The following is a 22,370-nucleotide window of genomic DNA, read 5'->3' on the forward strand; positions in this document are numbered from 1 at the left end:
CTGACCAGAGCGCAGCCGGGCAGAGCCCGGCTCTACCGCCGCAAGCGCGCAGCGCGGTTCCGGCGCGACCTGGCCGGGTAGTGCCGGGCTCTGCCCGGCAAGCTGTCAGGCGATCAGGGCCTTGGGTTCCAGCTTCGGCCAGCGCTTGAGGATGGCCGCGCGGATACCGGCTGCATCGATGCCGGCCTCGCTCAGCAGGTCCTCACGGCTGGCGTGGTGCTGGTAGCTGTCCGGCAGGCCAAGGTGCAGGACGGGCTTGAGTACGTCCTCGGCATTGAGCAGCTCGGCAACGCCCGAACCGGCGCCGCCCGCCACGACATTGTCTTCAACGGTAACGAAGCCATCGTGGCGTGCAGCCAGCTCCAGCAGCAAGGCGCGATCCAGCGGTTTGATGAAGCGCATGTTGACCACGCTCAGCCCGAGCTCACGGCCGACCTGCTCAGCCGCCGGCACGGTGCTGCCAAATGCCAGGATCGCCAGCGTGCGGCCTTCAACGCGCAGCTGCGCCTTGCCGATCGGCAGCTGTGCCAGGTCGGTTCCGGCGTCCACGCCGGTGCCACTGCCGCGCGGGTAGCGCACCGCCGCCGGGCCCGCATGGGCCAGGCCTGTGCTGAGCATCTGGCGGCATTCGGCTTCGTCGGCCGGTGCCATCACCACCATGTTCGGCACGCAGCGCAGGTAGCTCAGATCCAGATTGCCGGCATGGGTCGCACCGTCCGGACCGACCACACCGGCACGGTCGATGGCAAACAGCACGTCCAGGTTCTGGATCGCCACATCATGGATCAACTGGTCATAGGCGCGCTGCAGGAAGGTGGAGTAGATCGCCACCACCGGCTTGGCGCCCTGCGTTGCCATGCCGGCGGCCAGCGTGACCGCGTGCTGTTCGGCAATGGCGACATCGAAGTAGCGCTGCGGATACTCGCGACTGAAGCGCACCAGCCCCGAGCCTTCACGCATGGCCGGCGTAATGGCGAACAGCTTTGGCTCGGCCGCGGCGGCGTCGCACAGCCAGTCGCTGAACACATCGGTGTAGGTGGGTTTTTTCGCGCCGGCCTTGGCGACCAGGCCCTTGTCCGGGTCGAACGGGCCGACCGCGTGGTAACCAATCTGGTCCCCTTCGGCAGGCTCGTAGCCCTTGCCCTTGGTGGTGAGAACGTGCAGCAGCTTCGGGCCCTTCAGGCCGCGCAGCGTCTTGAGCGTGGACAACAGGGCCGGCATGTCGTGGCCGTCGATCGGGCCGGTGTAGTGGAAGCCCATTTCCTCGAACATGGTCGAAGGCACGAACATGCCCTTCCAGTGTTCTTCCCAGCGTTTGACGAAGCGGGCCGGGTTGTTCTTCTTGTCGCCGAGGATTTTCTTGCCGCCCTCGCGCAGGGCATTGAGCGTGCGGCTGCCGGTTGCGCGGCCGAGCACCTTGGTCAGTCCACCGACCGCCTCGGAAATGGACATGTTGTTGTCGTTGAGGATCACCAGCAGGTTCGGCTCGGGGTCGTCCATGCCGCCGGCGTGCATCAGCGCTTCAAAGGCCATGCCGGCGGTCATCGCGCCGTCGCCGATGACCGCCACCACGCGACGCTCGTCACCCTCGCGCTGGCGCGCGATGGCCATGCCCAGCGCGGCGGAGATCGAGGTCGAGGAATGGCCTACCCCAAATGTATCGAACGCGCTTTCCTCGCGCTTGGGGAACGGCGCCACGCCATCTTTCTGTTTGACGGTATGGATCTGGTCACGACGACCCGTAAGGATCTTGTGCGGGTAGGTCTGGTGACCGACGTCCCACACCAGTTGGTCCACCGGCGTCTGGTAGAGGTAGTGCAGGGCGACGGTGAGCTCGATCACACCCAGCCCCGCCGCGAAATGGCCGCCACTGCGCCCCACCGATTCGATCAGGTAGGCGCGCAGTTCATCGGCGACCGCGCGGAGTTCGGATTCGTCGAACGTGCGCAGGTCATCCGGCGTCTGGATGCGCGCAAGGCGGGGATAGCGGGTCGAGTCGATCATCATCTTCGTACGTGTGCTGACACGGCATTTTCGCGCCCAAAGCGGGGTGTAGCAAGCAAACGCCTGCACATGTGAGCAGATGGTGACGGAACAGGCCGCAGAATCAGCGCGAAAGCCGGGAGCGTTTTGGCAGCTGCGCCTTCAGGAAGCTCATCTGGTCGGCAAGGATGTTGCGGTTGGACAGGATCAGGTGTTCGATCCAGCTGGGCCGGTAAGGCACGGCCAGCAAGGGCATCCCGGCCTGTTGCGGGGTCCGGTTGCTCTTGCGCGAATTGCACTGGAAGCAGGCGCTGACCACGTTCTCCCACAGGTCCAACCCGCCTTTGGAGATCGGCAGGACATGGTCGCGGGTCAGCGAGGGGCGGCCGAAATGCTGCCCGCAGTACAGGCACAGGTTGCCGTCGCGCGCGAACAGCGCCGTATTGGTCAGGTTGGGAGTGGGGTCCGGTGCCCGCGAGCGGGCATGGCCGCGCGCAGCGATGATCGGATGTACATCCAGTCCGCTGCGCAGGCCGCTGAGCCGGTTGGTGCCCCCGTGGATGTGCAGGCAGGGATCGCCGAGCGTCCAGGCCACCGCTTCGCGTGCGTACAGGCACGCCGCATCCTGCCAGGTGATCCAGTCCAGAACGCGCCCGTGCGCATCGAGAGACAGCAGGCGTACCGTGCCGGGGCGATGTAGTTGGGTAACAACCGGCGATGGGCTGGCGTCCGGAGCACAGATCGGAGCCCCGGTATCGATCAGACCCAAGCGTGTAGTGTCTGTCTCCATCGGGAAAACAGCTTATACCGGTTTGATGACGATTTGGGTAGGGCCGGGTCGTGCCCGGCCCCACACTGCGGCAGCCGGGCTGTGCCCGGCTCCACGGCTTACGCTGCGCCGAAGCGGGCGTCGTCCATGTCCATCAGCGACGCGGCACCGGCCTGGATCGCGGCAGCGTGCGCCAGTGTGCGCGGCAGTACGCGCGCGAAGTAGAAGCGTGCGGTTTCGCGCTTGCCCTGCTTGAACGCGTCGCTGTGGCTGCTGGCATCGGCGGCGGCCACGCTGCGGGCCCACCAGTAGGCCAGCACCACATAGCCGGAATAGAACAGATAGTCGTGGCTGGCGGCACCGAGTTCGTCCGGATTGCCGGCCGCGCGCCCCAGCACGTCCTGGGTCAGTGCCGCCCACTGGGCGGCCTTTTCCCGAAGTGGGGCGATGAACTCTGCCAGCGCGGCATTGCCTTCGTGTTCCTGTGCAAACGCCTCGATCTGCGCCAGCATCAGCTTCAGTCCGGCGCCTGCGCTGGCGGCGGTTTTACGCCCGATCAGGTCCAGCGCCTGGATGCCGGTGGTGCCTTCGTACAGGGTGGTGATGCGCGCGTCGCGTGCCAGCTGCTCCATGCCATGCTCGCGGATGTAGCCGTGGCCACCGAAGCACTGCAGCGCGTTGTAGGTGTTCTCGATGCCCCATTCGGTCTGGCAGGCCTTGGAGATCGGGGTCAGGAAGCTCACCAGCGTGTCGGCCCGTTCGCGCTCGTCGGCATCCTTGGCGCGGTGTGCCACGTCGATCAGGGTGGCTGCGTGCAGCGCCAGCAAGCGGCTGCCTTCGACCAGCGATTTGATCGTCAGCAGCATGCGCCGCACATCCGGGTGCACCAGGATCGGGTCGGCCGGCTTGTCCGGTGCCTTGACGCCACTGAGCGAGCGCGACTGCAGGCGCTCGCGCGCATAGGCCAGCGCGTTCTGGTACGCCCGCTCGGACAGGCCGATGCCCTGCAGGCCCACGCCCAGGCGTGCAGTGTTCATCATGGTAAACATCGCCTGCAGGCCCTTGTGCGGTTCGCCGACCAGGTAGCCTTGGGCGCCGTCAAAGTTCATCACGCAGGTTACCGAGCCCTTGATGCCCATCTTGTGCTCGATGGAGCCTACGCGCAGCGCGTTGCGCTCGCCCACGTTGCCTTCGCGGTCGACCTTGAACTTGGGCGTGACGAACAGGGAGATGCCCTTGGCACCTGCCGGAGCATCGGGCAGTTTGGCCAGCACCAGGTGAACGATGTTGTCGGTGAGGTCGTGCTCGCCGGCGGTGATGAAGATCTTGGTGCCGGTGATGGCATGGCTGCCGTCGGCATTGGGTTCGGCGCGGGTCTTGAGCAGGCCAAGGTCGGTGCCGCAGTGCGGCTCGGTCAGGCACATGGTGCCGGTCCAGCGCCCTTCAATCAGCGGCTTGAGAAACGCCTCGTGCTGCCACGGCTGCCCGTGCTGCTTGAGCGCTTCGATGGCGCCGTGCGACAGCAACGGGAAGTTGCCCCAGGCCAGGTTGGCCGCGTTGATCATCTCGTTGAGTGGAACCCCCAGCGTGTGCGGCAGGCCCTGGCCACCCAGTTCCGGGGCGGCGGTCAGGCCGGTCCAGCCCCCCTCCACGAACTGGTCGTAGGCCTGCTTGAAGCCGGGCGGGGTGGTGACTTCGCCGCGCATGGCATCCAGCACGCAGCCGATTTCATCGCCCACGCTGTTGAGCGGCGCCAGCACGCTGCCACTGAAACGACCGGCTTCTTCCAGCACCGCGTCGACCACATCGGCGGTGGCATCGGCAAAGCCAAGGCGGGCGAACAGGGCTTCGACCTGCAGCACGTCATGCAGGGCGAAACGAAGGTCGGACAGCGGTGCGGCGTAGCGGCTCATCGGTCACATCTCGTTCTGGGGTGGGAAAGCGGCGCAGGGCCGCACAGGGCGCCGGTCGCATCGACCGGCTCAGCGCAGCACGCCGGGCAGGCCGGGGGCCTGGTTGAGCGTGCTGCGGTTCTTGATCTGGAAGCTCCGCTGCTTCTTGTCTTCCGGTGTTGCGCTCACCGTGCCTTCCAGCGTGTAGGCCAGCGTCCGGTTGCTGGCCAGCGCATCAGCAACCACCAGGCGCGCCTCGGCGCTGGGCTTCAAGGTGGCCTGCACCACGTCGGCCGAAACGCCGCCAATGGACAGACCCGGCTGCAGAGCCAGCGTGCCGGCCTGCACGTCGTTCACGTCCAGCCGCAGCGCAACGTCGTCAAAGCGCATCGGCATCGAACTGTAGTTCTGCAGCCGCAGCGAGACCGTCCAGCTCCCGTCTGCGCCGACCGCCAGTTGCTGCAGGCTGCTGGCCGGCTCGGACACGCGCTTTACGTTGCCGCTGTTGCAGGCGGCCAAGGCAAGCAGGGACAGGGAAACCAGGGCGAGACGGAAACGCGTGGACATCGGTGCTGGTCCTTTCTGGCAAGGCAGGGCTAGAGGATACTACGGCGTATGGTCATGTCGAGGGCAGCCTCGATCCACCGCCAAGGGTAGCCGTTGCCCGCTTGCGGGCGCACCGTGATCGTGGGCGAGCGGCGCGCTGCGTTCAGCGCGCTGTCGCGCGGCCTAGTTGACCGGCGCCATCACCTGCAATGCCGAGAGCTCATAGCCCATTGCCTCGGCACGGCCCTTGAGCGTCTCCAGCTGCGAGGCGGACATGGTCGGCGCGCGCGAGAGGATCCACAGGTAGCGCCGGTCGGGTTCGCCGACCACGGCCCATTGGTACTCCGGGTCCAGCGCGATCACCCAGTAATCGGCCCACACCATCGGCAGCCAGGAAAGCCACGCAGGCGCAAAGCGCACTTCCAGCTTGCCAGGCGCACCGGCCACCGGGCGCGCTACGCCCTCGGCTTCAATGGTGCCGTCGGCTGTACGACAGCGGTTGACCACGCTGACCTTGCCCTCGTCGCGCAGTGCGTAGGTGGCGGTGATGTCGCCCAGGCATTTTTTCTGGAACGACACCGGCAGGTGGGCGATCTCGTGCCAGGTGCCGGCATAGCGGCTGAAGTCCAGATCGGCCACAGCGCGTACCGGCTCGGCCGCGCTGGCCGGCGGTACCGACGCCAGCAGGCCGGCCACCGCCAGTGCCGAAAACAGACGAAGCTTCATGACGATTTCCTTCAGGAGGGGACCGGGCGCCAGCCTAAGCGCCGCGCGTGCGCGAACGCGTGAACCGCACGCGCGCGTTGGTCTTCCATCAAGCCCTTGCCGGGTGATCGACGTCGCGCAGCAACGAATGTGAATTTTTTTTTGAAAAAGGCTTGCCGAACCGTGAGGACATCCGTAATATTCGCGTCCTCGGCAGCGACAGCGCTGCAACGAAACAAGTGGCCGAGTAGCTCAGTTGGTAGAGCAGGGGATTGAAAATCCCCGTGTCGGCGGTTCGATTCCGTCCTCGGCCACCACTCGTTTCAAAGGGTCTGCAGCGATGCAGGCCCTTTTTTTTGTTTTGTTTTTCCGGTCGCGTCGGTGGGTTCAACTGTGCGCCTGTCCACGCCCGGCCTGCAGCAGCCGACGGTTGCGCCAATGCGCAGCGGCCAGCAGCGCGCCGCCCACGCAGGTGGCCACCGCATGTCCGGTCAACGACTCCTTCAGCGGTTCGATCAGTGAGGCGGCCAGCAACAGTACAGCGCCGCACTCGGCCATGAACATCGGCAGACGCTGATGGTGCCGACGTGCGCCGATCAAGGTGCTGGACAGCGCGATCGTCGAGGCCATCAGGGCGAACGCCCATTCCCACCGTGACAGCACCAGCAGCAGCGTCATCGCTCCGTGCGCCGGATGCTGGAACGAGCGCAGCGCCATCATCGCCGCAGGCACGAACGCGAGCAGCAGGGGCAGGGCAGCGCAATGCAGCGCGCACGCAAGCGATAGCCCCACGCCGGTCAGGTCCAGATGCCGATGCCAGCGCGTTGACGGCCGCACGCAACGCACTGGCGCCGGCATCGATGAAGAACGTTTGCTCGATTTCATGTGTTACAGTATAACATTACATGAGGTGCCGACGATGCGCTCTGCCGTTTTTCTGCCATTGCTTCTGTTTTCCACCACCGGCCTGGCCCACGCGCCGCGGCATCACGCGGCGCATGTGCACGGCCAGGCCGTCGTGGATCTGGCGCTGGAGGGGGCGACCTTGGAAATCGCGCTGGACGCTCCCGGCATCGGCATCCTCGATTTCGAACGCGCACCGGCAACGGCACAGGAGCGGGCGGCGCTTGTCCGCGCCCAGCGCATCCTGCAGGGCGCAGACTGGATACGCCTGCCTCCGGCCGCAGGCTGCCGCATCGTTGACGCTTCGGCGCGCGCCGACGGCTTTGCCACTGTGAGCCCGCACGCAGGTGAGGTCGACCAGGCACCCCACCACGACCACCTGCCCGCGGGTTTCAAGGCGTCGGTGCGCTATCGCTGCACCTCGGTCACTGCCCTTCGCGCGCTGGATATCATCCTTCCGCGCCGGTTCCCCGGTCTCCAAAAGGTGGTGGTCAACACCGTCACGCCCGCCGCGCAGGGCCGCGCCGTACTGGACGCTGCCAACGTGCGTGTCGAACTCGCGCCATGAGTGCCGCGCCAGCGATCGACATCACAGGCCTGAAGGCCGGCCATGGCACCCAGACCGTGCTGGCGGTGCCGCAGCTGCGCATCGGCGCAGGGGAACGCGTGCTGGTGCGCGGCGCCAGTGGCAGCGGCAAGAGCACCCTGCTCGGCCTGATGGCGGGCATCGCCCTGCCATGGCAGGGCCACATAAGCATCGTCGGCCACGCACTGGAACGACTGAGCGCGACGCAGCGTGACCGCTTCCGCGCCGAGCATCTCGGGGTGCTGTTCCAGCAGTTCAACCTGCTGCCGTACCTGAGCGTGCGCGACAACATTGCGCTGGGCGTGGCGTTCTCGTCCGCACGCCGCGCGCGCCTGACCACTACGGTTGACGACGAGGTGCGCCGGCTGCTTGGTGCGCTGGGCCTGGCGCCCGGACTTGCTGCGCACAGGGCCGGGCAGCTGAGTGTGGGACAGCAACAGCGCGTGGCCGCAGCCCGCGCGCTGATCGGGTCGCCTTCGCTGCTGCTGGCCGACGAGCCGACGTCCGCGCTGGACCCCGAAGCGGCATCGGCCCTGTTGACGCTGATGTTCGCGCAATGCCGCCAGAACCACACCACGGCGGTGGTCGTCAGCCACGATCCGCAGCTGGATGCCTTGTTCGACCGCGTTGTGGTACTGGACGCAACGGCCCTCCGGGAGTGCACGCATGCTTGAGTTGGCCTGGGCCAGTCTGCGCAGCCGTACGCTCTGTGTCGCGCTGGCGGTGATGGTGATCAGCCTCAGTGTGACCCTGCTGCTGGGCGTGGAACGCGTACGCGTGCAGGCGCACGAAGGATTTGCAAGCACGGTATCGGGTACCGATCTGATCGTGGGCGCGCGCTCGGGGCCGGTGAACCTGCTGCTGTATTCGGTGTTCCATGTCGGTGACCCCACCAACAACATCTCCTGGTCGTCCTATGAGGCCTTGGCGGCACTGCCGCAGGTGAAATGGACCGTGCCACTGTCATTGGGTGACTCCTTCCGGGGCTACCGTGTGGTCGGCACCACCCCTGCCTACTTCGCACACTATCGGTACGGCGACGGACTTGCCTTGGCGTTTGCCGAGGGCAGCCCATTCGACGAGCTGTTCGATGCCACCATCGGCGCCGAGGTCGCCCGCGCGCTCGGCCTGCAGCTGGGTGATCGCATCGTGCTCGCCCATGGCACGGGTGCGGTGAGCCTGCACACGCATGACGACACGCCGTTCCGCGTCAGCGGCATTCTGCAGCGCACCGGCACACCGGTAGACAGCTCGGTACTGGTGTCGCTGCCTGCCATCGAGGCCATCCACGTAGACTGGCAGTCGGGCGTGCACCTGCGTCGCCAGCGGCGCGACGCGATGCAGCTGAACCTGCGCGATCACGTTCCGCAGAGCATCACCGCCGTCATGCTCGGCCTGGACAGCCGCATCGCGACCTTCGCTGTGCAGCGGCACATCAATATGTTTCCGGACGAGGCGCTGCTGGCGATCATGCCAGGGGTAACGCTGCAGCAGTTGTGGCAATCGCTGGGTACGACCGAGCGCGCGCTGCGGCTGGTCAGCGCGATGGTCGTGGTGCTGGGCCTGGTCTCGCTGGTGGCGTTGCTGGTTTCCACGCTGCAGGCGCGGCGGCGGGAAATGGCGATCCTGCGCGCTGCCGGTGCCCGTCCTGTCCATGTCGCCGGGCTGCTGGTGCTCGAAGCGCTGATCACCAGCGCGCTGGGCTGCGTCCTGGCGCTGGTGGCGCTGGTCACAGCCAGTGCACTGGGTCGCGGGTGGGCGCTGGCCGAGTTCGGTCTGTCCATCACCCGCATCTGGCCCGACGCGCGCGAGCTGGCCTGGGTGGTGGGCGTGCTGCTGCTCAGTGCGTCAGCCGCGCTGCTGCCTGCGGCGTTGGCCTACCGGCGCACGCTGGCCGACGGACTCTCACCGCAGACATGATGCGCGCTCCACACCTGCTGCTGCTTCTGCTGCTTGCCACGACATGCGCCTGTACCGGACCGCGTGATGCACACGAGATCACGCCGGCGGGCGATGCCCGCGGCGGCAGCGCTGCGGCGCCTGCATCGATGACCGAACTGGATTGGCTGGACATGCTGCCGCCGGAGGAGCTGGCCGCGCTGCAACGTGGCGATGGACCGGAGATCGAGCATCGGGGCCGCCAGCAGATGCCGCAGTACGGCACCTTCCACACGGTAGCGGGAGTGCTGGACCGGCCGGTGCGCCTGCCCGGTTATGTCGTGCCACTGGACACGACCGGCGATGGACGACTGCGCGGGTTTCTGTTCGTGCCCTCCTACGGCGCCTGCATCCATGTGCCACCGCCACCACCGAACCAGATCGTGCTGGTGCAGCTGGCCGAACCGATCCCCATGCCGGACATGTACTCGCCGTTCTACCTCGATGGCCACCTGCGCGCTGATCGCATGGAAGGGGCCTTGGCCGGCTCGGCCTACCGCATGGACGACGCGGTGCTGCGTCCGTATGCGCCGTGAGCGCCGCGCGCTGGACGCGCGGGACGGGCCTGCGCTACGGAGAAAAACGCAGCTGGCGCGCCGCGCCCGCGTGGATCTGGGTCTGGTAATAGTACTTGCATACCGGACATCCGTGTCGAGGTGGGGACTGATTGTGGTCGCCGCTCGCCAGTCCATGCAAGCGCGTCACATCGTGCTGATCAGATGCTGACGCGTGCGTCGCTAGCGTGAGGCGCTCATCCAGGAGACGCACGATGAACGACGCCACCAAGAATGAAGAGCACGACCGTCAGGGCGTGCAGGAAAGCCAGCAGGACCGCAAGCAGGACGATGTGGCCAAGCAGCGCCCGGGCCAGACCGACCAGCAGATCGACGACACGCACAACCGCCGCCCGCCGCGCGGGCAGACGCCGCGCTGATACAGATTGCCGGCCTCTGGCCGGCACCGCCCGGACATGCAAAAACAAAAAGCCCCGGGACAGGGTCCCGGGGCTTTCTGCGTGATAAGTGGTGGAGCCAAGGAGGATCGAACTCCTGACCTCGTCATTGCGAACGACGCGCTCTCCCAGCTGAGCTATGGCCCCACGGTGATTTGAAGTGTAGACCACGCGCTGAATCCTTGCCAAGCCCGCTGCGAGAGCCCGGATGGGCTGTCGGGAATACTCTGAACATCAGTTCCGCTTTGTGAGGGCGTCTTCACGCAAGATGCCAGTCATATCAGTGGGTTACGACATTTTTGGCGCTGTAAGGGGACCCCTACGGGCAGGTAAAGCCGTACCACTTTGGTGCCGATAACGTTATTCGCACCCCTTCCATGATGTGAGTAGCTGCAACGATGACGAGCGATGTCGCCACCGTGCTTTCCCGTTCCCCTTCCATCGGCTTCCGGCTTGCCGCACTGATCAGCGGCGTTGCTGCGGTGGCGCTGCTGCTGCTGGCGGTCCTTGTCTACCGGCAGACTGCCAGCAGCTACCAGCAACGCGTGGAAGCTGGCCTGCAGACCAGTACCGGGCTGATGCGCGATTCGGTGCAGCTTTATGATCGCAGCCTGGGCGAAAGCACGGCCCACATGGCCGGGTTGTTCAACGCCATGCTGCCATCAGGTACCGCTGGCGTGGACCCCGCTTCGCCGGTACAGATCGGTCAACGCAGCGTGCCCACCCTGCGCATGGGCGAGCACGTCCTGAATCTGGACATGCAGGCGGTAGACCGTTTTGCCGAAGCCACCGGCGGTGTGGCAACGCTGTTCGTGCGCGACGGTGCGGACTTCGTCCGGGTCGCCACCTCGCTGCGCAACCCCGAGGGCGAGCGCGTCCTGGGCACGGCGCTGGACCCGGCCGGCACGCCCTACGCCCGGCTCGCGGCGGGGCAGGCGTATACCGGCCCGGCCAAGCTGTTCGGTGAGGACTACATGACCCATTACGCGCCGCTGAAGAATGCGGCTGGCGAGGTGGTGGGCATCGCCTTCATCGGCCAGCAGTATGCGCAGGGGCTCGCTGCGCTGCAGGAGCGGCTGCGCACGGCCACGCTCGGCCGCGAGGGCTACTTCAGTGTTGTCGATGTGCGTCCCGGTGCCGACAGCGGCCGCATCGTGGCCGCGCCCGTCGCCGAGGGCGAGAAAATCGAATCGCGCGTCGAGGCCGACGACCTGCCGCGGTTGCAGCAGCTGGTGGCAGGTTCGCAGCAGCCGGTACAGCTGCGCCTGCGCGCCGCCGACGGCAGCAGCAAGGCCTATTTCGTCTCCGCACAGCCCTATGCACCGTGGGGCTGGCTGGTGCTGGGCATGGAGCCGGTCTCGGTGCTCGATGACGTCCTGCAGGCCAGCCTGGTGCGCATCGCCGCCGTCAGCCTGGTGGCGCTCGTGCTCATCATCGCGGTGGTTCTGCTGGCAATGCGTCGTCTGCTCACCCGTCCACTGGCGCAGGCCGGTCAGGTCGCCCGCGATGTGGCGGCCGGCCGCCTGGACGGTGAGATCGTGGTGGGTCGCAACGATGAAGTCGGCCAGCTGATGCGCAGCATGCAGCAGATGCAGGGCAAGCTGCGGCAGATCATCGCCGCACAGGATGAGATGAGCCAGCGCCACGCCGAAGGCACCATCAGCTTCCGCATCGACCCGGCCCAGTTCGAAGGCCGCTTCCGCACGATGGTGGAGGGCACCAACGAGCTGGTGCGCGCCCATATCGAGACCAAGTTCGCGATGGTCGATCTGGTCCAGCGCTACGCCGAGGGGGACCTGTCACAGCAGATGGCGGCCCTGCCGGGCGAAAAGGCGCGCATCACCGCCGCAGTCAACGGTGTGCGCGGGCGCCTGCTGGCCATCAACGGACAGATCCAGCAGATGGTGGATGCCGCTGCTGCCGGGGACTTCAGCGTGCGCGGCGACGCGCAGGCATTCCACCATGATTTCCGTCGGATGATCGAAGGGCTGAACCAGCTGATGATCACCGCCGATCACAACCTGGCCGCGCTCTCGGATCTGCTGCGAAACCTTGCCAAGGGCGACCTGCGCCATCGCATCGAGGGCCAGTTCCAGGGCGTGTTCGCTACCATGCGCGACGATGCCAATGCCACGGTGAGCGCGCTGACCCACATCATCGGCGGCATCCAGCAGTCGGCTGGTGCGGTGAGCGATGCAGCGGCCGAGCTGGCCGCCGGCAACGAGGACCTTTCCCGCCGCACCGAGCAGCAGGCGGCCAACCTGGAAGAGTCGGCCGCCTCGATGGAGGAGATGACCTCGGCCGTGCGCGAGAACGCGGCGCACGCCCGGCGTGCCGACCAGCTGGCGGCCGACGCGGCCGCCGTGGCCGGCGACGGTGGCCGGGCAGTGGCCGACGTGGTGCAGACCATGGGGCAGATCGAAGCCTCCTCGCAGCAGATCGCGCAGATCATCGGGGTCATCGACGGCATCGCATTCCAGACCAACCTGCTGGCGCTCAATGCCGCGGTCGAAGCGGCGCGCGCAGGCGAGCAGGGTCGAGGCTTCGCGGTGGTGGCAAGCGAGGTGCGCGCGCTGGCGCAGCGTTCGGCCGAAGCCGCCGGCCAGATCAAGGGTCTGATCAGCGATTCGGTGGAGAAGGTCAGCGCGGGGGGGCGCCAGGCCGAGGTGGCCGGCCGCACGATGCAGCAGGTGGTGGGCGCCATCAGCGAACTCGGCGGACTCATCGAGCAGATCGCCAGTGCCTGCCAGGAGCAGTCGGCCGGTATCGAGCTGGTCAACCAGGGCATCGTGCAGATGGACGGGGTGACCCAGCAGAATGCGGCGCTGGTCGAGGAAGCCAGTGCGTCGGCGCGGGCGATGGATGCGCAGGCACATGCCCTGCAGACGGCAGCCAAGCGTTTCCGGCTGCCTGCCAGCGCCCCTGCGCTGGCCTGAGAACAGGCCGGCTGCAGGGCCGGCACAGGCCGCGTTGAGATGACGGCAGCGCGGGGCAGGGCCCCCGCGCTGGCCACGTCCAAGGTGGTAAATGCGTCAAAACGTGACGCTGTGCCACCAAACTGACACATCAACGCCCTAAGGTGCGGCGGCGCCTTCGACTTCTTCCCGCCGCCCGGCCCGCGCAGGCCGCACGGACGCACCGCGAGCTCCTGCATGTCCTTCCGTACCCGATCGTTCCGTCGTCATCCCCTGGCGCTGGCCTGTGCTGGCCTGGCCGCCACCCTTTCGCTGCCGGCACTTGCCCAGCAGGCCGCTTCCGCTCCCAGCGCCACGGCGCTGGATGCCATCACCGTGACCGCCGAGCGGCGCGAACAGAACCTGCAGGAGGTGCCGGTATCGGTCGGGGTGGTGCAGGGCGAGCGCATGCGCGAATACACCGCTGGCGGTGACGACACGCTGCTGGCGCTGTCCGGCAAGGTGCCGGGTTTCTACGCAGAAACCACCACCGGTCGTATCTTCCCGCGGTTCTACATCCGTGGGCTGGGCAACATCGACTTCTACCTCGGCGCTTCGCAGCCAGTGTCGATCATCCAGGACGACGTGGTGCTCGAGCATGTGGTGCTCAAGTCGAACCCGGTCTACGACGTGGACCAGATCGAAGTGCTGCGCGGCCCGCAGGGTACGCTGTTCGGCCGCAACACCACCGCCGGCATCGTCAAGTTCGACAGCATCAAGCCGAGCCAGGACCCGGGTGGCCGGGTCAACGCCAGCTACGGCACTCACAACAGCGTGGCCATCGATGGTGGCATCGGCGGTCCGATCAACGACATCGCTGCCTTCCGTGTGTCGGCGCTGTACCAGCACCGCGACGACTACGTCGACAACACCTACGGCGGCCCCAGCGCCGACGGCACGCGCACCCCGCGCCGGAATGCGATGGGCGGCTTCAACGACCGCAATGTGCGTGCCCAGCTGCTGCTCACCCCCACCGAGCAGTTCTCGCTGCTGGCATCGGCACATGCGCGCGACTACGAAGGGACCTCGACCCTGTTCCTGCGCCAGGCGCTGCGCAAGGGCTCCAACCGCCCGACGGGCTCGCGTGACCAGGTGGCCTATGACGAGGCCAACGACAACCCGCAGGCGTATGAAACCTACGGTGGCTCGCTGAAGGCGACCTACGATTTCGGCGCCATTGAGCTGACCTCGATCACCGCCTACGAAACCACCAGCGGCTACAGCCGCGGCGATACCGACGGCGGCGCGGCGGCGAACTACCCGGTCAATGGCGTGGCCAACGGCTACGGGCAGTCGATGGGCCAGGTGCGTGATCTCGACCAGTGGACGCAGGAAGTGCGCCTGGCCAGCACCGGCGATGACCGTCTGAAATGGCAGGTGGGTGCCTTCTACTTTGACAGCCGCGACGTCACCGATTTCTACCAGCGCGCCTGGTTCCTGCAGGGCGCGGCGCGCAACCCGAACAACTGGGTCCGCCTGCGCAACACCAACACGTCCTGGGCTGGCTTTGGCCAGCTCAGCTACCAGCTCACCGACAAGCTCAGCCTCACCGCAGGCTTGCGCCAGACCCGCGATGAGAAGCGCACGCGGCTGCTCAAGACCGCCGATACCGCCGCTGGTGTGGTGACCTACCGCGGCCGCACCGACGTCACCCTGAGTGACACCACGCCGAGCTGGGACGTCAGCGCGATGTACCAGATCAACAGCCAGGTCGGCGTCTATGCCAAGGTCGCCCGCGGCTTCCGCGGCCCGACCATCCAGGGACGCTCGGCGGTGTTCAACGCCGACTTCACCACCGCCGATTCGGAAACCATCCTGTCCTGGGAAGCAGGCGTGAAGAGCAGCCTGTGGGACAACCGCCTGCGCCTGAACGCCACCGCGTTCACCTACACGGTCAATGACATCCAGCTCAACGGCAACGACTCTGACGGCAACGGCGTGCTGTTCAACGCCGACAAGGCGCGCGCCTACGGGCTGGAGGCGGACATGGAGCTGCGGCCGATCCCCAACCTCACCTTGAGCGCCGGTGTGAGCCTGCTGCACAGCGAGATCAAGGACGACCGGGTCTACGCCCAGGTCTGCGCGTTGAACGGCGTGGTGGTGTGCACGGTGAACGATCCGACCATCAAGGTCGGTGCCAATACCTTTGCCCGGATCAACGGCAACCCGCTGCCGAACGCGCCCCGATACAACCTCAACCTGGCCGCGCGCTATGACATCCCGCTCAGCGATGCGAACACCCTGTTCGTCTCCACAGACTGGAACAAGCAGGGCTACACCAGCTTCGTGCTGTATGACAGCGCCGAGTTCAACTCCAAGGGGGATTTCGAAGGCGGCCTGCGCGTGGGTTACTCGGGCAACTACGGCGCATATGAAGTGGCGCTGTTCGCGCGCAACATCACCAATGAGAAGAACCTCAAGGGTGCGATCGAGAACTACATGGCCGCGGTGTACAACGAACCGCGCACCGTGGGCGTCTCGCTCAACGTGAACTGGTAACGGCTGGCACCCGGCACCCGCAGCAGCGGGTATCGGCCGAAGGTCCGGGGGACGACCGTTGGTCGTCGCCCACCCGTTCCGCGCTGCGCACGCCGGGCCTGGCCCGGCGCCACCGCTGCTGCGGGCCGATCGTGTGATCAACGCGTCGGCAGCAGGGGCTGCAGCCGTGCTTCCAGCTCCTGCTGACGCCAACCGGCGAGCGCGGCCGGCCACTGGCCGCTTTCCAGATAGCTTTCCAGATGCCTGCGCGAGGCCAGCACGCCGTCGGCCAGCTCCAGCTCCCGGCTGCGCTGGGCTACCGCATCCTGAAGCTTCTTCAGCGCCTGCTTGTTGCTGTCGCTGGCCGGCAGCGCGAGCGGTGCCTGTCCTTCATCCTCAAGCGGCGTCACCAGCGCCTGCCACACCGCGCCAGCCAGCTTGCGCGGAGCCTTCGGGAACTGCTCGAACAGTTTGCCCAGTGCAACCTCGTCCGCAGGGGGAACGCGCGCCAGCGTGGCGGCCAGTTCGTTGTCCAGTATCCAGCTGCGCGGGCGATCGCTGCTGCGGGCCTGACCATCGCGCCAGCGCAGCAGGCGCAGCAGCCGGTGCTGGGCCGGGGCGTCGAGAAACTGGGCCGAACGCATGGACAGGTGCGGCCAGCGGTCGTCATCATTGGCCACGGCGCCGAGCAGGCGCTCGCCGTCATCATGCAGCCACTGCGTGCGACCGAGCGCCTCCAGTTTCGCGCCGATCGCATCGTGCAGCGCGAACAGGTGCTCCACATCGTCGGCGGCATAGCGCAGCTGCGCCTCGGAAAGCGGGCGGCGCATCCAGTCCGAGCGGGTTTCGCCCTTGGCCAGGGCCACGCCCGTGATCTCCTGCACCAGCTTCTGGTAGCCCATGCCGGCCCCGATGCCGGCCAGTGCCGCGCCGATCTGGGTATCGAACAAAGGGCGCGGCATCACGCCGCAGGTGTGCTTGAACGCCACCAGATCCTCGCTGGCGCTGTGCATCACCTTGACGATGCGTTCGTCGGTCAGCCACGGACACAGCGCCTCGGCCATGCCTGGCGCCAGCGGGTCGATCAGAAGGATGTCTTCGCCGACCGCCATCTGTACCAGCGCGAGCTGTGGCCAGAAGGTCCGCTCGCGGATGAATTCGGTGTCCAGGCCGACACGCGTCGGGCCCTGCTGGTAGTAAACGTCCAGCGCTGCGGGGGTGTTGATCCAGATAGCCACGTGGGTTCGGTCTGCTGCTCGTGATTGCTCAAGCAGGGGAGAATAGCCTAACGTCGGCCAGCACCTGTGTTGAAGGAGTCCGTTTTGCCACTGCCGCGCCCGTTCCTGCTGCTGCCCCTGCTGTGCGCGCTGGGCGTGGCTGGCTGTGACACCGAGCCGCCGGCGAAGGCCGTGGCCGCGCGGCCTCCCGCTGCGGCTGCGGCCGGCGCGTCCGACGCCGAGGCAACCGGTACGGTCACCATCGCCGGTGACGGCGAGGCTGAGACGGTACAGCGCTGGACGCCACCTGCGGTGGTGATCGACCCGCAGCAGCGCCGCCAGGCCCGGCGGCAGGCCGAGCTCGCCCAGCGCGAGGGACGCTTGTATGCCAGCGCCGAGGACGCCATTCCGATCTGGCTGGCGCTGCAGGCGCTTGACCCGGATGACCAGGCGGCACGTCGGGGGCTGCAACGCGCCCGGCAGACCCTGCTGCTGCAGGCACGTGCACTGCTGCAGCGCCCGCTGCAACAGCGGCAGGCGTTGGCCGAGGCCGCGCAGATCGCACTGGTACTGCTCACCCTGGCGCCGCAGGAAGAACAGGTGCGCGCCCTGCAGGCCGATGTCGAGCGCCGCCAGCGGGTGGTGGCGTTCAACCGGGCCGGCGAGGATGATCTGCGCGCCGGGCGCATCGGCGAAAACGGCGACGGCGCGCTGCAGAACTTCCGCGAGGCGCTGGCGCTGGAGCCGGACGACGTGCGCGCGCGACAGGGCCTTGCCGCTGCCGAGAGCGGCCTGATCGCGCGCGCCGAGGAGGCGGCCCGCGCCGCTGATTTTGCGGCCGCCGGGGTCTGGCTGGCCGAGGCCAGCAACGTGCGCAGTGCCTCGCCGACCATCGCCGATGCGTTCGAGCGGATCGAGGTGATCCGCAGGCAGATACTGGCGCGTCTGCGCGACCAGGGGTTGGCCGACCTGGCTACGCCACAGGGCCTCAAGCCGGCGCGGGAAAAACTGGCCGAGGCGATGCGCATCGCGCTGCCGGGCGATGAGGCTGTGGCGTTGCTGCGCGAACGTATCGACCTGGCGACCTACTACGGCAGCTTCCGCCCCGGGCAGGTGTTCAGCGACCCGCTGCGCGACGGCGGGCTCGGGCCGGCAATGGTGGTGGTACCTCATGGCGGGTTCCAGATGGGTGCCGGGCTGACCGAGCCGGGCGCCAGCGATGCCGAACGGCCTGCCCATTACGTACGCTTCGAGCGCGGCTTTGCGATGGCGGCGACCGAGGTGACCGTGGCCGACTTCGCGCGCTTCGTCAAAGCAACCAACGCGCGTCCGCGCGCTACCCGCCGCGGCCACTCGGTGGTCTACGACGAGCGCAGCGGCAACTTCATCCGTCGCAGTGGCGTGGACTGGCGCTCGGATTACGACGGCGGCGCGGCGTTGGCCAACCAGCCGGTGATGCACGTAAGCGTGCGCGATGCCGAAGGGTACGCAGCCTGGCTGTCCGATCAGACCGGCTTTGCCTATCGCCTGCCCAGCGAAGCCGAATTCGAATACGCGCTGCGTGCCGGTCGCTCGGGCCGCTACCCATGGGGCAATGAGGGGGTGCCACCCGCGGACACCGGCAATTTCACCGGCGGCGACGATGTCTCGCCCTCGGGCAGGCACTGGGCCAATGCTTTTGTGGGCTATGGCGACGGCTACTGGGGCGCGGCGCCGGTGCGCAGCTTCAAGCCGAACCCGTGGGGCCTGTATGACATGGCCGGCAATCTCAGCGAATGGGTGGCAGACTGCTGGCACGCCAGCTACCGTCGGGCGCCGGCCGATGGGGCCGCCTGGTTCAATCCGGGCTGCCGGGCACGGGTGATCCGCGGCGGCAACTGGGCCAACTCGCCGGAGCAGACCCGCGCGGCCTGGCGGCAGTCGCAGGATTCGGACACCACCAGCGCACGCATCGGCTTCCGTCTGGTGCGCGGAATCTGAGCTAGGATGAGCGCGCTGCCCGCCGCCGTTGGCGGGCTCTGAGGACGATGCGATGGCCAACGACCGCTATTCCCGTTCGCCGCAGCCGCGTCGTCGTGGCCTGTTCGGCAACGTGCGCTGGGGCATCCTGCTGCTGTTCATCGGCTACGGGGCCTGGTACTGGTTTTCCAACCGCTCGGTGGACCCCTATACCGGCGAGTCGGTGCTCATCGACAGCGGGCTCGATGCCAGCCAGGAAAAGGCGCTGGGCCTGCAGGCCTACCAGCAGATTCTTGCGCAGGAGCGGCCGGTGGATCCCAGCACGCCGGTTGCGCGCGATGTGCGCGACATCGCCCAGCGGCTGATCGCCAAGGTCGACGTGGTGGAAACCGCCCTCGCGCAGGAGCACGGGCAGCAGGCACAGCATTTCTCGCGCGATTTCGACTGGGAAGTCAATGTGATCGAGTCCGAGCAGGCCAATGCGTTCTGCCTGCCGGGCGGCAAGATGGCGGTGTACACCGGGCTGATCCCGGTGGCGCGCTCGCGCGATGCGATGGCCGTGGTGATGGGCCATGAAATCACCCACGCCTTGCTGCGGCATGGCGCCCAGCGCATGGCGCAGCAGAAACTGACCCAGATCGGGCAGATGGCCGGCGCCGCCAGTGGCATGGACCCGCAGCAGCAGCAGATGGTGATGGCGGCCATGGGCTATGGCTACCTGCTGCCTTACGCGCGCACCCATGAGACCCAGGCCGACGAGGTCGGGCTGATGCTGGCCGCTGCGGCGTGCTTTGACCCGCGCGAGGCGGTGCCGCTGTGGGAACGCATGGGGCAGGCCAGTGGTGGCCGTTCGCAGCCGGAGTTCGCCTCCACCCATCCCAACCCCGGCACCCGTATCCAGAACCTGCAGGCCCTGATCCCCAAGGCCATGGAGTACCGCCAGCGCTTCTGCGAAAGCGCGCGCTGACGCGTGGCATGGTCGCGGGCGTCAGCGCCCGCCGGCCCGCTCAGCGGGCCAGCAGATCGATCACGCCGTCGCTCACCTGCGCCTGCAGGGCGTCACCGGGTTTGACATCGCCGACACTGCGCACCAGCACACCGTCATCCTGCCGGGTCACGATGCTGTAGCCGCGGGCCACCGTGGCCAACGGGCTGACCGCCTCCATCGAGCGGGCCAGGCCACGCAGGCGCAGCTGCTCGCGTTGCAGCTGGCGCTGCACGGCCGCCAGCGGTCGGTTGCCGACGGCCTGCAGCCGCTGGCCCAGCGCGTCGAGCTGGCGCTGCGGGTGATGCCCGCGCAGCACAGCGGCCGCGTGCCGCAGGCGTGCCTGGCGGTGCTGTTGTTGCTGCTGGCTGGCGGCGTGCAGGCGGCGGCCCAGCTCGGCGTGCCGCTGGCGCAGGGCCTGCAGCCGCGCCTGCGGGCTGAGTGCGTTCAGGCGCAGCAGCAGGCGGTCGGCCTGCTGCATTGCCTGGCCGAGCGCGTGCCGCTGCAGCTGCACCAGACGCGCGGCGTCACGACGCAGGCGCCGCACAAGGTCCTGCTGGTCGGGAACCAGCAGTTCGGCGGCGACCGATGGCGTGGGTGCACGAAGATCGGCGGCGAAATCGCTGAGGCTGAAGTCGGTCTCATGGCCGACCGCCGAAACCACGGGCGTCAGGCTTGCGGCGATCGCCCGCGCCAGCGCTTCGTCGTTGAAGGCCCACAGGTCCTCCAGCGAGCCACCGCCACGCGTCAGCAGGATCACGTCATAGCGTCCGCTCGCATCGGCGGCCTGCAGCAGGCGGGTGATCTGCGCAGCGGCGCTTGCGCCCTGTACCAGGGTGGGCAACAGCTCCACTTCCAACAGCGGGAAGCGACGTGCCAGCACGCTCAACACGTCGCGCACGGCGGCGCCGGTCGGCGAGGTGATCACCGCCAGCCGCTGCACATGGGCGGGCAAGGCGCGTTTGCGGGTTTCGTCGAACAGACCTTCGGCCTGCAGCCGTGCCCTGAGCTCCTCGAACGCGCGGCGCAGCGCGCCTTCGCCGGCCTCCTCCATGTGTTCGAGGACCATCTGGTACTCGCCACGGGCGTCGTACAGGGTGACCCGGCCGCGCACCAGCACGCGCATGCCTTCGCGCGGCACGAAGCGCAGCGCCTGCGCCTTCATGCGGAACATCGCCGCGCGCAGCTGCGCCCGTGCATCCTTGAGGGTGAAATACAGGTGTCCCGAAGCGGGGCGCGCCACACTGCCCAGCTCCGCTTCGACCCAGATCGCCGGGAAACTGCTTTCCAGCAGATCACGGGCCAGTGTGTTGAGCTGGCTCGGCGTCAGGATGTCGGGGGCGGGCAGGGACATGGGCAGGCAGTGCGGCAAGGCGGAAACAGACGTGCAGCATCGCACGTTGCCGTTGATCGTTCACCCTGACGCGTGCTGCGCCAATGCCCACTGCACGTGCTCGCGCACCACCGGGGAGGCATGGTCGCTGCGGCTGTGCAGGGCCGTCAGCGTGGCCTCGCTGCTTTGAGCGTTGCCCAGCGCCACGGCGATGTTGCGCAGCCAGCGCTCATGGCCGCTGCGACGGATCGGGCTGCCTTCGGTACGCCGCATGAACTCGTCTTCGTCCCAGGCAAACAGCTGGTCCAGCCGCGCGGTGTCCAGCTCGTTGCGGGCACGGAAATCGGCTTCATCGGTGCGCTTGGCGAACTTGTTCCAGGGACAGATCAGCTGGCAGTCGTCGCAGCCATAGATGCGGTTGCCGATCAGCGGCCGCATCGGTTCGGGAATGCTGCCCTCGTGCTCGATCGTCAGGTAGGAGATGCAACGGCGCGCATCCAGCCGCTGCGGCGCGATGATGGCCTGGGTCGGGCAGATGTCGATGCAGCGGGTGCAGGTCCCGCAGTGGGCGGTCGCCGGGGCGTCCACGGGCAGCGGCAGGTCGATGTAGATCTCGCCGAGGAAGAACCAGGAGCCACCGTGGCGGTCGATCAGGCAGGTGTGCTTGCCGATCCAGCCAAGGCCGGCGTTGCGGCCCAGCGCACGTTCGAGTACCGGCGCCGAATCGACGAATACGCGGTAACCCAGCGGCGCGACTTCGCTGCTGATGCGCGACGCCAGTTTCTGCAGCCGGTTGCGCATCAGCTTGTGGTAGTCGCGGCCCAGCGCGTAGCGGGCGACGTAGGCGCGGCCGGGATCGGCCAGGGTGGCCCACGCTTCGGTATCGTCCTTGTGGCTGTAATCCATGCCAACCGAAATCACCCGCACGGTACCGGGCAGCAGCTCGGCCGGGCGCGCGCGCAGCGTGCCATGCCGGGCCATCCAGTCCATCGTGCCGTACAGCCCCTTGCCGAGCCAGTCGGCCAGATGGGCTTCGTCCTCGCCCAGTTCAATGCCGGCAATGCCGCAGCGCTGAAAGCCGTGGGCGCGCGCCAGTGCGCGGATGCGCTGCACGGCCTCGGCAGGGTCGGCAGCGATGGCGGGCGGCAAGGTGTGATCGTCGGACATCCT

The 22,370-nt window shown here is 67.5% G+C and carries 18 protein-coding genes and 2 tRNA genes; 10 read left to right on the forward strand and 10 right to left on the reverse strand.

Annotated elements, in window-relative coordinates; all coding sequences use genetic code 11:
- Nucleotides 1-105 precede the first annotated feature (105 nt).
- The 5 genes from dxs to RZA67_RS05780 form a co-directional block, all read right to left on the reverse strand.
- Nucleotides 106-2,004, reverse strand: a complete 1,899-nt coding sequence (dxs, locus tag RZA67_RS05760; RefSeq protein WP_317211676.1) for a 1-deoxy-D-xylulose-5-phosphate synthase — start codon at nt 2,002-2,004, stop codon at nt 106-108.
- A gap of 103 nt (nt 2,005-2,107) precedes the next feature.
- The gene (locus RZA67_RS05765; RefSeq protein ID WP_317211677.1) at nt 2,108-2,773 is read right to left on the reverse strand and encodes an HNH endonuclease; all 666 of its coding nucleotides are present in this window, start codon (nt 2,771-2,773) and stop codon (nt 2,108-2,110) included.
- Between the two features lie 98 nt (nt 2,774-2,871).
- Complete coding sequence (locus RZA67_RS05770; protein ID WP_317211678.1) at nt 2,872-4,665, reverse strand: acyl-CoA dehydrogenase C-terminal domain-containing protein; 1,794 nt, start codon at nt 4,663-4,665, stop codon at nt 2,872-2,874.
- A gap of 69 nt (nt 4,666-4,734) precedes the next feature.
- Entirely contained in the window at nt 4,735-5,211 is a 477-nt protein-coding gene (locus tag RZA67_RS05775; protein WP_317211679.1) for an LEA type 2 family protein, read from the reverse strand.
- A gap of 162 nt (nt 5,212-5,373) precedes the next feature.
- Nucleotides 5,374-5,916 (reverse strand): lipocalin family protein, encoded by a 543-nt coding sequence (locus RZA67_RS05780; RefSeq protein WP_317211680.1) that lies wholly within the window; start codon nt 5,914-5,916, stop codon nt 5,374-5,376.
- 220 nt (nt 5,917-6,136) lie between these two features.
- Here RZA67_RS05780 and RZA67_RS05785 point away from each other — a divergent pair.
- Nucleotides 6,137-6,212, forward strand: a tRNA-Phe gene (locus tag RZA67_RS05785).
- A 70-nt stretch (nt 6,213-6,282) separates the two neighbouring features.
- Here the strand turns inward: RZA67_RS05785 and RZA67_RS05790 are convergent.
- Complete coding sequence (locus RZA67_RS05790; RefSeq protein ID WP_317211681.1) at nt 6,283-6,687, reverse strand: MerC domain-containing protein; 405 nt, start codon at nt 6,685-6,687, stop codon at nt 6,283-6,285.
- 79 nt (nt 6,688-6,766) lie between these two features.
- Here RZA67_RS05790 and RZA67_RS05795 point away from each other — a divergent pair, with 79 nt between their 5' ends.
- From RZA67_RS05795 to RZA67_RS05815, 5 genes are all read left to right on the forward strand, one after another.
- The gene (locus tag RZA67_RS05795) at nt 6,767-7,366 is read left to right on the forward strand and encodes a DUF2796 domain-containing protein (protein WP_317211682.1); all 600 of its coding nucleotides are present in this window, start codon (nt 6,767-6,769) and stop codon (nt 7,364-7,366) included.
- A complete protein-coding gene (locus RZA67_RS05800; RefSeq protein WP_317211683.1) occupies nt 7,363-8,058 on the forward strand; it encodes an ATP-binding cassette domain-containing protein in 696 nt (231 codons plus the stop codon). Before RZA67_RS05795 ends, RZA67_RS05800 begins: the two co-directional genes overlap by 4 nt.
- Nucleotides 8,051-9,304 (forward strand): ABC transporter permease, encoded by a 1,254-nt coding sequence (locus RZA67_RS05805; RefSeq protein WP_317211684.1) that lies wholly within the window; start codon nt 8,051-8,053, stop codon nt 9,302-9,304. Before RZA67_RS05800 ends, RZA67_RS05805 begins: the two co-directional genes overlap by 8 nt.
- The gene (locus RZA67_RS05810) at nt 9,304-9,858 is read left to right on the forward strand and encodes a DUF3299 domain-containing protein (RefSeq protein WP_317211685.1); all 555 of its coding nucleotides are present in this window, start codon (nt 9,304-9,306) and stop codon (nt 9,856-9,858) included. The genes RZA67_RS05805 and RZA67_RS05810 overlap by 1 nt, the downstream gene beginning before the upstream one ends.
- 233 nt (nt 9,859-10,091) lie before the next feature.
- Nucleotides 10,092-10,256: a hypothetical protein gene (locus tag RZA67_RS05815; RefSeq protein WP_317211686.1), complete on the forward strand. Its 165-nt coding sequence runs from the start codon at nt 10,092-10,094 to the stop codon at nt 10,254-10,256.
- A gap of 89 nt (nt 10,257-10,345) precedes the next feature.
- On the opposite strand, the gene RZA67_RS05820 is transcribed toward RZA67_RS05815, so the two are convergent.
- Nucleotides 10,346-10,421: transfer RNA gene (locus tag RZA67_RS05820), tRNA-Ala, on the reverse strand.
- 251 nt (nt 10,422-10,672) lie between these two features.
- On the opposite strand from RZA67_RS05820, the gene RZA67_RS05825 reads away from it, so the two are divergent.
- Nucleotides 10,673-13,210 carry a Cache 3/Cache 2 fusion domain-containing protein gene (locus RZA67_RS05825; protein ID WP_317211687.1) on the forward strand — a complete coding sequence of 846 codons (2,538 nt, stop codon included), beginning with the start codon at nt 10,673-10,675 and terminating at the stop codon, nt 13,208-13,210.
- A 216-nt stretch (nt 13,211-13,426) separates the two neighbouring features.
- Nucleotides 13,427-15,727: a TonB-dependent receptor gene (locus tag RZA67_RS05830; protein WP_317211688.1), complete on the forward strand. Its 2,301-nt coding sequence runs from the start codon at nt 13,427-13,429 to the stop codon at nt 15,725-15,727.
- Between the two features lie 137 nt (nt 15,728-15,864).
- Here the strand turns inward: RZA67_RS05830 and rnd are convergent, their stop codons facing one another.
- A complete protein-coding gene (rnd, locus tag RZA67_RS05835; RefSeq protein ID WP_317211689.1) occupies nt 15,865-16,944 on the reverse strand; it encodes a ribonuclease D in 1,080 nt (359 codons plus the stop codon).
- A 171-nt stretch (nt 16,945-17,115) separates the two neighbouring features.
- Between rnd and RZA67_RS05840 the strand changes: the two genes are divergently transcribed.
- The gene (locus RZA67_RS05840; protein ID WP_317213914.1) at nt 17,116-18,903 is read left to right on the forward strand and encodes a formylglycine-generating enzyme family protein; all 1,788 of its coding nucleotides are present in this window, start codon (nt 17,116-17,118) and stop codon (nt 18,901-18,903) included.
- A gap of 52 nt (nt 18,904-18,955) precedes the next feature.
- Nucleotides 18,956-19,849: a M48 family metallopeptidase gene (locus tag RZA67_RS05845; RefSeq protein ID WP_317211690.1), complete on the forward strand. Its 894-nt coding sequence runs from the start codon at nt 18,956-18,958 to the stop codon at nt 19,847-19,849.
- A 40-nt stretch (nt 19,850-19,889) separates the two neighbouring features.
- On the opposite strand, the gene xseA is transcribed toward RZA67_RS05845, so the two are convergent.
- The gene (gene xseA, locus RZA67_RS05850) at nt 19,890-21,221 is read right to left on the reverse strand and encodes an exodeoxyribonuclease VII large subunit (protein WP_317211691.1); all 1,332 of its coding nucleotides are present in this window, start codon (nt 21,219-21,221) and stop codon (nt 19,890-19,892) included.
- A gap of 60 nt (nt 21,222-21,281) precedes the next feature.
- On the reverse strand, nt 21,282-22,367 hold the full coding sequence (queG, locus tag RZA67_RS05855) for a tRNA epoxyqueuosine(34) reductase QueG (protein WP_317211692.1): 1,086 nt from the start codon (nt 22,365-22,367) through the stop codon (nt 21,282-21,284).
- Nucleotides 22,368-22,370 lie beyond the last annotated feature (3 nt).

Source organism: Stenotrophomonas sp. C3(2023), from assembly GCF_032911385.1.
In the GTDB taxonomy this organism is placed as follows: domain Bacteria; phylum Pseudomonadota; class Gammaproteobacteria; order Xanthomonadales; family Xanthomonadaceae; genus Stenotrophomonas.